The following is a 13,878-nucleotide window of genomic DNA, read 5'->3' as shown; positions in this document are numbered from 1 at the left end:
GCTAGTTGCATGATGTATCTGTTGCCATGTCTACGCTATGAAATTTTTTAATAAAGAACTAAGCTGGCTTTCCTTTAATGAACGGGTTCTGCAAGAAGCTGCGGACAGCACAGTTCCGGCAATTGAACGAGTTCGTTTTCTCGGAATTTTTTCCAGTAATATGGATGAGTTTTTTCAGGTGCGCGTGGCTGACGTAAAGCGCCGTATTTTCTTTAGTCAGGCGACAGAAGAGCGTGAACAATATGAGCGACTGATGGCGCAGTTGCAAAAAAAAGTTGTGTTGCTGCAACAACGCTTTGATGAGGTGCTGGAAGAAGTATTAGAAACTTTAAGAAAAAATGGTATTTCCCTACTAAGCATTGACCAACTGAACGAAGAAGAACATCAAAGGCTGAAGCGCTTTTTCAGAGAAAAAGTACAGCGTTTTGTTGTGCCTATATGGGTCAATGGTAAAGGCAACCTCTCTAAGATTATCCGCGAAGATGAAACCTACCTTTGTGTCGAAATCCTGAATGACGATGAAAAGCGCTACGCGCTGCTGGAAGTGCCTTCTGATCAGATGGAGCGCTTTATTAAGTTGCCTGCTAAGGGGCGCAGTAAGAAGCATAAACTCCTCTTTTTAGATGACATTATGCAGTTAAATTTAGAAGTGCTGTTTAAGGGAATTATTCCATTCAAGCAATTGCGGGCTTTTTCGTTTAAAACCACGAGGGATGCGGAGTACCGCCCTTCAGATGATATTGAACAAAGCTTGCTTGAACGTATGGAAGAAGGCTTAAAGCAAAGAGTAAAAGCTGACCCTGTACGTTTAGTTTACGACCGCGCAATGCCGGAAGAAATGCTCGCCTTTCTAAGTGAAAAGCTGCAGTTAACTCAGTTTGATTCCTTTGTCGCCGGCGGCCGTTATCGTAATACACGCGATTTCGCTAAGTTTCCGCACTTAGGTAAAAAGTCACTGACACACAAAGCTTTGCCTGCATTGTTTCATCCAAAGTTCTCGCACTTTGATAATGTGTTTGATGCCATTCAAAAAAGCGATATCGCGCTGTATTACCCGTATCATCGGTTTTCGCATTTTACGGAGTTTGTCCGGCAGGCCGCTTACGACCCTAAGGTGACCCGAATCTCAATGTGTATTTATCGTGTGGCGCCTAACTCACGTGTGGTGCGCTCGTTGATGGATGCGGTACAAAACGGTAAGCATGTGACGGTTATGGTTGAGCTTCAGGCCCGGTTTGATGAAGAAGCAAACATTGAATGGGCTAAGGAATTAACCGACTCAGGTGTACGTGTCAGTTTTGGCATTCACGGGCTTAAAGTGCACTCGAAGCTGGTGCTGGTTCACCGCAATGAGGGGAACCTTGACAGGCGTTACGCGGTAATTGGAACCGGTAACTTTCACGAAGGAACGGCACAAATTTATACTGATTTTAGCTTGTTCACTTGTCAGCCTGATATTTGCACCGACGTTGAATCGGTATTTCATTATCTTGAGCAACCTTACCGGGCACATAAGTTTCGTCATTTAATGGTGGCACCGGTAAATATGCGCCAGAGAATAAATGATCTTATCGAGTTCGAGATAGATCAGGCTAAAGCCGGTAAACCCGCAGAACTGCTTTTTAAAGTGAATAACTTAGAAGACGAAAGCCTGATTGTGCAACTTTATAGAGCCTCCCGCGCCGGTGTTAAAATTCGGGGTATCGTACGGGGCATGTGTTCTTTGCGTCCGGGAATTGAAAACCTCAGCGAGAATATTGAAATTCGCAGTATTGTTGACCGCTATCTGGAGCATGCGCGGGTGTACGTTTTTGAGCATGCAGGCAAGAAAGAAGTCTTTATTGCTTCGGCCGACTTAATGACCCGTAACTTAGACCATCGTGTGGAAGTTGCCGCGCCCATCTATGATGATGAGGTGAAAACTGATATTTTGAAAATTATAAACTTGCAGTGGCAGGATAAAGCAAAGTCACGCTTTATTGATGCGGAACAACAGAATAAATACTGTTTTGAGTCGGATAGGCTGGCTCCTAAAGGCCGCTCGCTGGTGCCTTCACAAGTCGCTATTCATCGATATCTTAAGCGACGTAAGAGAGATTATGAAAGCCAACAAAAAGACCTCTAATAATGACCCGAAGCAGTTTGCTGCTTTGGATATTGGCTCTAACAGTTTTCATTTAATTATTGCGCGTTTAGTCGAAGGTCAGCTGCAGCCTATTTTCAAGTTCAAGCAACCCGTGCAACTGGGCGAGGGCCTCTCAAATCGCCACCTGAGTGACGCTGCGCTTTACCGTGGAGTTGAAGCGCTCCGGCAATGCGCTGTCCGGCTTGAGGGGTTCCATCGCGATACCGTTAAATTGGTGGCGACACATACATTGCGTAAGGCTAAGAATCGTAAACGATTTTTGGCAGAAGCTGCAAAAGTACTGCCTTTTCCGATAGAGGTTATTTCAGGCCGGGAAGAGGCGCGTTTAATTTTTCGGGGTGTAGCGGAAACAAGCTCCGAGTCAGGCTCTCAGTTAGTTATTGATATTGGCGGTGGCAGCACTGAGTTTGCTATTGGAAAAAATCGCCAACCGAAGTTCTTAAGTTCCCGAAGTATTGGAAGCCTGGCTTTTTCAAAAGAGTTTTTCTCATCAGGGAAAATGAGCCAAAAACGCTTTGATAAGGCGGTTGTATCCGCTCGTCAGCATGTTGAGCCAATAGCGAATTATTTGGCTGAGCACCCGGTGGAAAGCGTTTTCGGTACGTCGGGAACCATCAAGGCTATTTATCAATGGATTGTGAAGCGCGATGGCGAGCAACCTCTGGGTATAACGTATTCTCAGCTTCAGGGCTGTCGAACAGACCTTATTGCAGCTGAGTCGGTAAAAAAACTGAATAAAGAATGGGTTTCACCGGAGCGCAGGGAGTCTATCGCGGGCGGGGTTGCCGTACTCTTGGGTATTTTCGAAGAACTGGGAATTGAGCGTTTAGTTCCTCACGACTCCGCGCTAAGAGAAGGCGTTTTGTATGAACTGGCAGGCGAAGTCTTGCTGCACCAGGACGTACGGGAACGCACGATTAACAGCTTGGCGCAACGCTACTCAGTTGATTCGGCTCAAGCCCAGCGGGTGTTATCTACGGTTCAGCAAATTTGGAGTGGTGTCGCTGAAAGCTGGGGACTCAGCGGACAAGATTTGGAAGTGTTATTAGAAGGTGCGGCTAAGTTGCACGAGGTCGGGCTAAGCATTAGTGCCAGTGGTGTACAAAAGCATTCTGGCTATATTTTAGCTCATGCTTATATGCCCGGGTTTAATGCCGAAGAACAGCGCTTTCTATCGACCATTGTCCGGTACTTTCGTAAAAAAATACAAACTGCAGAATTCCCGGATCTGATTCTGTTTAGCCAAAATCAGCTTATTAAAATGCTGATAATTATGCGTCTTGGCGTTATTTTAAACAGCGATAGGCAAAACTCGAATTCATTGGATGAGGCGGTTATTGAAGACGGTGCGTTGAAACTGCAGCTGAAGGGCTCAGCTAAAGAGGATTCAGTACTCACGATGCAACTTGAGTGCGAGGCCAAGGTTATGCAGAAATTAGGTTACGAACTGTTGGTCTGTTGAAAACAGCAGGCGCACAAAGTAAAACCGTCCTTTGTGCGCCCGTATTTCTTTTATTGATTAAAACTTATACATAGCCATGAGTTGCAGGCGGTTTAAGTCACCGTCGACTTCAGCTTCTGTTTCACGGTTTGCCTGTGAAATTTCAGCACCAAAAGTTAGGTTAGACGCTGGTGAATACATCAGGTTAAATGCAAGACGTTGTGTGTATTCAGTCATGTCGCCAGCTTGCGCCAGTAGTTCACCATCATTATCTGCCCAGCCACGCGAATAAACGACGTTAGAACGTAATTTCTCAGTCCAGAAGTGACGATATGCAAATGAGATACCGGTTGAATCAATGGCTTCAAGTTCACCATTGCTGTCAATGTAGGCGCCGTTCCAGGTGTTCAGACCTAAGTAGCGGCCTAAGCCAGAACCGGTAGTGATTGATGCACGAATGTCGTCCATGCCGAAGGTGTATTTAGCACCAAGGCTGACACCATAACCAAAGGTGGTTTCGTCATCGCCGGTTTGCGGAACATCGTAAGCCAGCTGGCGTAAAAGTACCGATGCCTGCCAGGTTAAGTTATCTGTTTTCCCGGAGTACTTAAAGGTGACATCCGGAACAAAACCATCGCTGGAAACAATACGATCGCCCGGGTCCCTATCGGTGCTGTTTCTGGTTTCTGTTACCGTGGTTTCAGGGTTCTCGATAGAGGCACTAAAGCCGCCTGAGGTGTAGCGAATTTGCGCCTGACGGTTAAAGACGATGCCATCAGTAATACCGATAAAGTCTACTGATTCAGCCAAAATATTGAGATCCTGAAAGTTTGACCAGGTTTGGCCAAAGGTCCATTTACCGTATTTAAGAAATGCCTGACGCAGACGTGGGTTGTATGAGTTTGAAATACGCTCGTCGCCATCAGGAGTTAACTGAAAGTCCATTTCAATATGGCCGGTCAGTGTTTCACCATTATCTAATTCGGTTTTGCTGGTCAGGAAGAAGCGTGACTGACGGGCATGAAAGTCTGTCGTCAGATCATCGCCGTCGCCACCAACTGGCGTGATGCTTGGGATGTACTGCTGACGACCAATGTTCGCGCTGTCAGGAGCGAATCCATCAGCGTAATCCGATACCAGCATATCCAGTTTTACGTAACCGCCAAAATCGATATCTGTCTGGTCAGCCTGAGCCCCTAAGCTCATAACCCCCAGAACAGCAGCGCTTGCCGTCGTTAAGGTGAATTTTTTTGCGGTACTTGCTTTAGCCATGGTGTTCTCCCCTGTAAGCCAAATAGTCATTTTTGATTGTACATTTTTTAGTCGCGCTAAGTATAAACGCTGTTAATTCTCGTTAACTGGTCAATTTTTATCAATCTAGACTATGGTCTAATAGTGTTTAAGCCTTTTAAAACGTACAACAGATACCATCTTGCGAATTAAGGAGGAAGAGGTAATGTCGCAACTCTATTCAGTCCCTGAACACATTAAAGCAAAAGCCAAAATCGATAATGACGGTTACAAAAAACTTTACCAACAGTCTATAGACGATCCTGAAGGGTTTTGGAGTGAACACGGGCAGCGTATTACTTGGTTCACACCCTACAACAAAGTAAAAAATACCAGTTTCGAATCAGGAAAAGTCAGAGTCAAGTGGTACGAAGACGGCACTTTAAACGCTTGTTATAACTGTGTCGACCGCCACCTAGCGAAGAAAGCAGATAAAACTGCGATTATCTGGGAGGGCGACGACCCTAGTGTAGACAAACACATCACTTATCGCGAGCTACATAAAGAGGTATCCCGTTTTGCTAATGGCCTGAAAAAACTAGGTATTAGTAAAGGTGACCGTGTGGCTATTTATATGCCCATGGTACCGGAAGCGGCCTACGCCATGTTGGCTTGTGCACGCATTGGTGCGGTCCACTCGGTGATTTTTGGCGGCTTTTCACCTAATGCGATTGCTGATCGTATTAACGACTGTCAGGCAAAAGCCATTATTACCGCCGATGAAGGTCGGCGTGGCGGCGGAACCATTGGTTTGAAAGCCAATGTCGATAAAGCCTTAGCTGACGATGCCTGTCCTTCGCTTGAGCATAGTATTGTGTGCCGTGTTACCGAAGGTGACGTTGACTGGACCGAAGGTCGTGATGTCTGGTGGCATGAGCTGATTGGTGACGTCAGTGACGAGTGTCAGGCTGAAGTAATGAATGCCGAAGACCCGTTATTTATTCTCTATACCTCGGGTTCAACCGGCAAACCTAAAGGGGTTGTGCATACCACAGGTGGTTATATGGTGTACGCATCAATGACCCACGAGTACGTTTTTGACTATCAGGAAGACGAAGTCTACTGGTGTGCTGCGGATGTTGGCTGGATTACAGGTCACTCTTACATTGTTTACGGGCCATTGGCTAATGGCGCAACCACGCTGATGTTTGAAGGTGTTCCGACTTATCCTGGTGTTGGCCGTATTGGCGAAATTGTCGATAAACACCAAGTGAACATTCTTTATACGGCGCCAACCGCTATTCGCGCATTAATGGCAAAAGGCGACGAAGCGGCTAAAACCTCGACACGTGAAAGTCTCCGGGTTCTGGGCAGTGTTGGTGAACCAATTAACCCGGAAGCCTGGGAGTGGTATCACCGTGCTATTGGTAACGGCAAATGCCCTATTATGGATACCTGGTGGCAGACCGAAAACGGTGGTATTTTGATTACGCCATTGCCTGGTGCCACGGACTTGAAACCAGGATCTGCGACTCGTCCGTTCTTTGGTATTCAGCCCGCGTTGGTTGATAGCGAAGGTAATATTCAGGAAGGTGAAGCCGAAGGTGGCCTGGTTATTAAAGACTCCTGGCCGGGTCAAATGCGCACATTATGGGGAGACCATGAGCGCTTTGAGCAAACCTACTTCTCTACTTTTAAAGGTATGTACTTTAGTGGCGACGGCGCACGCCGCGATGCCGACGGTTATTATTGGATAACGGGCCGTATGGATGACGTACTGAACGTATCAGGACACCGTTTGGGTACCGCCGAAATTGAAAGCGCTCTGGTTGCACATAAATCTGTCGCGGAAGCGGCTGTGGTAGGGTATCCGCATGACTTAAAAGGTCAGGGTATTTATGTTTATGTCACGCCGGTTGAAGGTGTTGAAGTCACTGATGAGTTGACTAAAGAGGTTCGCAACTGGGTTCGCTCCGAACTTAGCCCAATAGCAAGTCCGGATTTAATTCACTGGACTGCCGGCTTACCGAAAACCCGTTCCGGTAAAATTATGCGTCGTATTCTGCGTAAAATTGCCGCTAATGAATACGAAAACCTCGGTGACACCTCTACGCTTGCCGATCCAAGTGTGGTAGATTCTTTGATAGAGAATCGAATGAATAAATAATGTCACCTAATCTGGAATCTCATGGCGAAATTTTTAATCGCAGATGACCACCCATTGTTCCGCGAGGCGCTTCAGGGCGCTCTCGCGAATCACTTTTCTGAGCTGACTTTACGCGAAGCTGAAGACTTAGATTCAACCCTTACTGCGCTGAATAAAGACGACGATGTCGATTTATTGCTGCTGGATTTACACATGCCCGGTAGTGGTGATTTGTATGGTCTTATTCGTGTCAGAGAAGACTATCCACTGCTTCCCGTTGCTATCATTTCCGGTAGTGAGGATTCCTCCATTGTGGCTAAGTGTATTGGTTTTGGGGCGTTGGGCTTTATTCCAAAGTCATTACCCTCGGCCGAAATAGCCGAAGCGATAGACACCATCCTGCAGGGTGACACCTGGGTTCCGAAAGAAAACAGAGAACGTCTTGATGTGATTTCGGACGAAGACCAGGAGCTTGCGCAAAAGGTTTCGGAGCTTACCCCGCAGCAATATCGGGTTTTGCACTTTCTTCATGAAGGCTTGCTGAACAAACAAATTGCCTATCAATTGGGCATTACTGAAGCAACCGTCAAAGCGCACATTACGGCAATTTTTCGCAAACTGGGCGTGTACAGTCGTACCCAGGCAGTTTTGGTGGCTGAACGTCTGCAGTTATGACCTGGTTACTGATATTTGCCTCGCTGGCTTATGTGATCTTCCTCTTCGCAGTTGCCACCTGGGGCGATCGTGCAGGCTCGTGGGCGAATAAAATCAGTCACAAGCCAGTTGTCTATTCTATGTCGCTGGCCATCTATTGTACGTCCTGGACGTATTACGGTGCTGTGGGCAATGCAGCGGTTGACGGTTGGGCATTTTTTCCTATTCTGCTCGGGCCAATTCTGCTGTTCCTGTTTGGTATCCGCATTCTGGAAAAGCTGGTTTCGGTTAGTAAACAGCAAAACATTACGTCAATAGCCGACTTTATTTCTTCCCGCTTTGGTAAACGCAGGCGGCTTGCGGTGGCTGTTACTGCCATTGCTGCCGTTGCCATTATTCCTTACATTGCGCTGCAGTTAAAAGCTGTGGGCATTAGCTTTGCGGTTCTGACTGAAAGCACTGGAGTGATGGCCGAGTTTTCGATAAAAGAGCTGGGTGCCGCTGCGTTAATGGCTATTTTTGCTATGTTGTTTGGTACCCGCCATGTTGAAGTCACTGAATATCGCAGTGGCATGATACTGGCTATTGCTGTTGAGTCGATGATAAAACTGGTCGCATTGCTGGCGGCAGGGGTTTTTGCCTGGTATTTAATTCAGGGAGACGCTCAGTCGGACTTGTTCAGTTCTTTTAGTGACGTAACGAAACCGCAATGGTCATTTGCAGCCTTTGGCGAGTTTGAGTTCATTGTACAAACCCTGATGGCGGCCGGGGCTATTCTTTGTTTACCCCGGCAGTTTCATGTGGCGGTGGTGGACAATGTTGATGTTCGCCATTTACGCACGGCCCGTTGGGGCTTTCCTCTGTATCTGGCACTGACCGCTGCCGCAATTGTTCCCATTGCGATTGCGGGCACTTTTTACTTGTCAGCAACTACCGACGGTTCGACTTTCGCATTACAACTGCCGTTACTTAAAGAGCAGCTCTGGTTATCGCTGGTTATTTTTATTGGTGGTATATCGGCAGCGACTGCCATGGTGATTATCGCGTCTGTTACCTTAAGTACCATGATAACCAACGACGTTATCATGCCCATTTTGCTGCAGCGAGAGTCGCGCTTACCGCTGAAACATCGGCGCCGTGAATACGACCGGGCACTACTATTAATTCGTCGAGTGGCCATAGCCGTTACTATGGTGCTGTCGTTCTTATGTTATTACTTCTGGGCTGCGCGTACCAATTTAGTCAGTATTGGTTTGTTGGCGTTCTCGTTGGTGTTGCAGTTGCTGCCGGCGTTGCTTGCCGCACTTTACTGGCGTAAGGGGCATGCGCGGGGCGTTTACGCCGGGTTGGCCGCCGGTTCAGTCGGCTGGGTTCTAGCGGTATTAATACCGCTTTACACCAACTTACAACTGACCGACGTAGAAATCATAACCCGGGGCACTGTGGTTTCGTTAGCCTTAAATAGCTTTGGGTTTATTGTGTTTTCATTACTGGCAAAACCCCGTCTGGTTGACCGTATTCAGGCAACCGCTTTTGTTAAGCCCCGAGCCGCTTTACCCGATTTGCATTTCAACAAGAACGACAACGCCACCAATGCCGATATGTTGTTGCTGTTAAGAACCTTTTTAGGTGCGGAACGGGCTCAGCAGTTAATGCAATATTATCAGCGCCCGGAAAACACCGAACTTCCGCTGGAGGCTGTGGCAGAAAAGCCGTTTATTAGCTTTGTGGAGAGAGCAATAGCGGGGGTACTGGGGTCAGCCACAGCGCGTTCTTTGGTCGACGCGGCTTTGCGCGATAAGCAGCTGAATTTAGAGGAAGTTGTTCACTTCTTTGACGATACAACGCAAGCGCTGCAAATCCAGCAATCTATTTTGTTTAGCTCACTGGAGAATTTGGCTCAGGGCATTAGTGTTGTCGACGCGGAGTTGAGGCTAGTGGCCTGGAATAAACGCTATATGGATTTATTTCAGTACCCTGAGGGAATGGTGAAGCCCGGGCAGCCTATAGCGACCCTTATCCGTTATAACGCAGAACGCGGAGAATGTGGGCCTGGTGACGTTGATGGGTTGGTTAATAAGCGTTTGCGTTATATGCAGCAGGGGTCCCCACACCGTTTTATTCGTCGTCGCGCCGATGGCCGGGTGATAGAGATGGTAGGTAACCCATTGCCGACCGGTGGCTTCGTTACCAGTTTTACCGATATTACGTCGCACGTTGAAACCCAGCAGGCGCTGGAAGATGCGAATATTGACCTGGAGCAGCGGGTTGATGTTCGGACTCAGGAAATACGCGAGATAAACCAGGAACTGACAGCGGAAATAGACAGGCGCCGACAAGTTGAGGATGAGCTGAAAAAAGCCAAGGCTGAAGCTGAAGCAGCCAATGCTTCTAAAACCCGTTTTCTGGCGCTGGCCAGTCATGATATTTTGCAGCCTCTGAATGCGGCGCGTTTGTACCTTTCGGCTATTCAGGAAAAAGAACTTTCGGAGCGGAACCTGTCTTTGGTTGGCAAGCTGGATACCGCGCTTGGATCAACTGAGCATTTACTCTCTACCTTGCTGTCGATAGCAAAAATGGATCAGGGGGCTTTAAAACCGCAGTTTCAACATGTACAACTTAGCTCATTACTGGAGCCTCTGGTTGAAGAATATTCGGTGCTGGCCGAGCAGCGAAAACTGGATTTTCGTGCGTTTTATAAAGACAGGCCAGTGTACACCGACCCAACGTATTTGCGCCGAATTGTGCAGAACTTTTTATCGAATGCCATAAAATACACCCAGACGGGGAGTGTGTTGTTAGGCGTACGTAAGCGCGGAGATGAACTTCAGATAGCTGTATGGGATACCGGGCCGGGCATTGCGGCTCAACAGCAAAATAAGGTATTTGATGCATTTTATCGAGTACAGAATCAAACTGTAGACGGTGTCGGCCTGGGGCTAAGTGTCGCGCAACGTATGGGTGAGCAGTTACACTGTGACGTACAGGTTGAGTCGGTTGAAGGTAAAGGCTCGTGTTTTTCGGTACGAGTGCCGTTAGGTAATGGTGCGCTGGTTGTCAGTCGGCCGAAGAAGCAACTGGAAGATGCTTTATCTGACCCTTTACAGCTTATTGTGGTCGATGACGACAATGAGAATTTAAGCGCGTTGAGTGCGCTGTTACACAAGTGGGGATGTGAAGCCCTGACTTTTAATCGTTATAGCAAAGCTTTAGCTTATGCCAAGGCTCACAGCCAGAACAAAGCGCCGCACGGACTGTTATTAGATTATCAGTTAGGTGACGGTGACGGCTTACAGTTGGCGCAGGAATTACGTGATATTTGGCAGCAACAGATACCGGCCGCTTTGGTGACAGCCATGCGCGATGATGCCGTGAAGCAGGCAGCCCGCAAAAGCGGCCTGCAGTTTTTACCTAAACCGGCCAAGCCTGCCGCATTAAAAGCATTTTTAAAATACATTAGCACCCGAAAGGCGGGAGGAGCCAGAAGTTGATAGAGCTTGCCGAGCGACACACATTTAAACTCCCGGCACAATGCCGTTCGTTAATTGAACTGAAAAGTAGCGATGACGTCGAGGGTTTGGCATTTGAGGAACCTTATTATTTGCTTGGTGAGGGCAGTAACACCTTATTTGTCGATAATTTCGATGGAACCGTCATTTGCAACCGGCTACTGGGTGTCTGCATTGAAGAACAGAAAAGCTCGTATTTAATTACTTCCGCAGCAGGCGAGAACTGGCATAACTTTGTTGCTGACTTACGCGCAAGAAGTATCGACGGGCTGGAGAACTTAGCGCTAATTCCGGGCTCAGTTGGTGCGGCTCCGGTGCAAAATGTTGGGGCCTATGGGGTCGAGGTGGCAACCTTTATTGAGCAGGTAACGGCCTGGGACATTAAAGAAAAGCGTTGGGTTTCTATGAACAGAGAGGCCTGCCAGTTCGCCTATCGCGACAGTGTATTCAAGCAACACCCTGGTCGTTGGTTGATAACGTCGGTGGTGTTTCGGTTGCCCAAAGACTGGCAGCCGGTCATTCACTATGCTCCGTTAAACCAACTGCAGGGACATGTGAGCGCCCAGAAAATTTTCGACACGGTTGTGAAAGTGCGTCAGAAAAAGTTACCGGACCCAAAACTTATACCCAATGCCGGCAGCTTTTTTAAAAACCCGGTTATTACCAAAGCGCAGCTTGATGAGCTGTTGCAGAAATGGCCGGACATGGTCTATTTCCCGGTAGCCGATAACCAGGTGAAAGTGGCGGCTGGTTGGCTTATTGAGCATTTAGGTCTGAAGTCAGCGTTTGTCGGCGATGCGGCTGTTAACCCGCATCAGGCATTGGTATTGATTAATAAAGCACAGGCCACGGGCAGTGATATTACGCAGCTGGCACTAAAAATTATGAAACAAGTGGCGGATGCCAGTGGCATTGTGCTGGAACCTGAAGTTCGTCTGGTGGGCCGGCATGGCCTTGTGCAGTTGGCGGTAAAGAAATGAAGCAGGCTGAACGTCTTGATCAGTTAATTACCTTACTGGCTAATGGTGAGTTTCATTCCGGGCAGGCTATTGGTGAGTCTCTGACTATATCCCGGGCTGCGGTTAACCAACACATTCATAAACTTGAAGAGCTGGGGCTGGAGCTGTTTTCGGTAACGGGTCGTGGCTATAAGCTTGCCCGCCCGATAGAGCTTTTGCAGGCCGGGCTTATTGACGAGGAAAGCCCGGAAGAGTGGCGGCAGTCGCCGGGGTTTGAAGTGAAGTCGGTGGTTGATTCCAGTAACGACCGGGTTAAAGCGTTGGCCAAAGAAGGGCCTTTAGAAGCGGGTTTTTCTATTTTCGCCGAAGCTCAGACAGCTGGGCGCGGACGTCGTGGAAAAAAATGGATTTCCCCCTTTGGCAATAACCTTTACTTTAGTGTGTACTGGCCTTTAGATAACGGCATTCATGGCGCTATGGGGTTAAGCCTTGCAGCCGGGGTAGCCTTAGCGGAATGTTTTGCCGGCTTGGGGATTGAAGGCGTTAGCGTAAAGTGGCCTAACGACGTTTATATTCGCGGGAAGAAAGTGACCGGAATACTGGTCGATCTTGAAACCTCGCCTGAAGGCGCTGCGCACAGCATTATTGGTATTGGCATTAATTTAACCATGCCAGAGCATGTTGGTGCGAGCATTGATCAAGCCTGGACGGATCTGAACACCGAACTGCCGCAGCCAATGTCGCGTAATCATATTGCGGCGCAGGTACGTGCCTCTGTACTGTCGGCTTTACAGCTATACGAAGAACAGGGGCTGGCTGCTTTTCAGCAAAGCTGGCGCCGATACGATTGTTTTTTCGATAAACCGGTGAAGCTCATTATGGGACAGAGAGTTTGTTTAGGGACCTGTCGTGGAATCGACGAAAATGGTGCGTTACTGGTAGAAGATGAGCAGGGCGTACGTCGTTATTTTGGTGGTGAAGTTTCATTGAGGGCGCAAGATGCTACTAATTGATGCGGGCAATACCCGCAGCAAGTTTGCTTGGTGGGATACTGACACCGACACGATAGAAATTCTGGGGGCTATTCCTCATCAAAGCTGGCTAAACGATTTAAGCCAGCCGCTAAAAGATTTGCTTCTTGAGGTTGTCAGCGGTCGTCAGCTAGAACGTGAACAGCAGGCCATTGGTTGCAGTGTGGCCGCTGTTCAGGTGATGGATACGTTAAATAGCTCGCTGGCGGAACTGGGGATAAAAGTTTTCTGGCAAAAAACCAGAGCACAGCAAGCCAGCGTCATTAATGGTTACACGAAAGAACCCGAGCGCCTCGGCTCGGACCGCTGGATGGCCTTGCTTGGCTGTCATGAACAAGTGAAACAGAACGCATTGATTGTGGATGCGGGTACTGCACTAACCATTGACTGGCTGATGGCTGGTGGCCGTCATCTTGGCGGCTGGATTGTTCCCGGACGACAGTTAATGCTAAATGCCCTGGGTCAGGGTACGGCTAATTTAAAAGGCATTACGGTAAATGATATTGAGCGTGATGGTTTAGCTGCCGGGCTGGATACTTTTGACGGTATTACTCAAGGAGCTGAAGCTGCTTTAACCGGTGCTATTGCACAAGCGATTCAGTTGTCCGGCCGCTATTTTTCCGACCAGCCTTTTGATGTGGTGGTTACCGGTGGTGATGGCGAACATTTGATGCGAACGTTGTCGGTTGAATTTTGTCGTTATGACGATTTGTTGTTTAAGGGTTTGCGGCTCTGTGCCGATAACCTAAACAGTTAAGCTTT

The 13,878-nt window shown here is 48.0% G+C and carries 9 protein-coding genes; 8 read left to right on the top strand and 1 reads right to left on the bottom strand.

What is annotated here, in order from left to right; translation table 11 throughout:
- The first annotated feature begins 37 nt into the window (after window positions 1-37).
- The gene (ppk1, locus tag U0358_RS10300; protein WP_322406191.1) at window positions 38-2,125 is read left to right on the top strand and encodes a polyphosphate kinase 1; all 2,088 of its coding nucleotides are present in this window, start codon (window positions 38-40) and stop codon (window positions 2,123-2,125) included.
- Window positions 2,100-3,608, top strand: a complete 1,509-nt coding sequence (locus U0358_RS10295) for a Ppx/GppA phosphatase family protein (RefSeq protein WP_322406190.1) — start codon at window positions 2,100-2,102, stop codon at window positions 3,606-3,608. Before ppk1 ends, U0358_RS10295 begins: the two co-directional genes overlap by 26 nt.
- A 57-nt stretch (window positions 3,609-3,665) precedes the next feature.
- Here the strand turns inward: U0358_RS10295 and U0358_RS10290 are convergent, their stop codons facing one another.
- A complete protein-coding gene (locus U0358_RS10290; protein WP_322406189.1) occupies window positions 3,666-4,859 on the bottom strand; it encodes a DcaP family trimeric outer membrane transporter in 1,194 nt (397 codons plus the stop codon).
- A 184-nt stretch (window positions 4,860-5,043) separates the two neighbouring features.
- Between U0358_RS10290 and acs the strand changes: the two genes are divergently transcribed.
- The 6 genes from acs to U0358_RS10260 are packed head-to-tail and all read left to right on the top strand — an operon-like array spanning window position 5,044 to window position 13,873.
- Window positions 5,044-6,984, top strand: a complete 1,941-nt coding sequence (gene acs / locus U0358_RS10285) for an acetate--CoA ligase (protein ID WP_322406188.1) — start codon at window positions 5,044-5,046, stop codon at window positions 6,982-6,984.
- Between the two features lie 21 nt (window positions 6,985-7,005).
- Entirely contained in the window at window positions 7,006-7,638 is a 633-nt protein-coding gene (locus tag U0358_RS10280; protein ID WP_322406187.1) for a LuxR C-terminal-related transcriptional regulator, read from the top strand.
- Window positions 7,635-11,108, top strand: coding sequence for a hybrid sensor histidine kinase/response regulator (locus tag U0358_RS10275; protein ID WP_322406186.1), 3,474 nt, complete (start codon window positions 7,635-7,637; stop codon window positions 11,106-11,108). The genes U0358_RS10280 and U0358_RS10275 overlap by 4 nt, the downstream gene beginning before the upstream one ends.
- Entirely contained in the window at window positions 11,105-12,106 is a 1,002-nt protein-coding gene (gene murB, locus U0358_RS10270) for a UDP-N-acetylmuramate dehydrogenase (RefSeq protein ID WP_322406185.1), read from the top strand. The genes U0358_RS10275 and murB overlap by 4 nt, the downstream gene beginning before the upstream one ends.
- Window positions 12,103-13,098, top strand: a complete 996-nt coding sequence (gene birA, locus U0358_RS10265; protein ID WP_322406184.1) for a bifunctional biotin--[acetyl-CoA-carboxylase] ligase/biotin operon repressor BirA — start codon at window positions 12,103-12,105, stop codon at window positions 13,096-13,098. Before murB ends, birA begins: the two co-directional genes overlap by 4 nt.
- A complete protein-coding gene (locus U0358_RS10260) occupies window positions 13,085-13,873 on the top strand; it encodes a type III pantothenate kinase (RefSeq protein ID WP_322406183.1) in 789 nt (262 codons plus the stop codon). The genes birA and U0358_RS10260 overlap by 14 nt, the downstream gene beginning before the upstream one ends.
- Window positions 13,874-13,878 lie beyond the last annotated feature (5 nt).

The sequence above is a fragment of the Idiomarina sp. PL1-037 genome (genome assembly GCF_034422975.1).
GTDB lineage: Bacteria > Pseudomonadota > Gammaproteobacteria > Enterobacterales > Alteromonadaceae > Idiomarina.
This window is presented reverse-complemented; position numbering and strand designations above follow the sequence as displayed.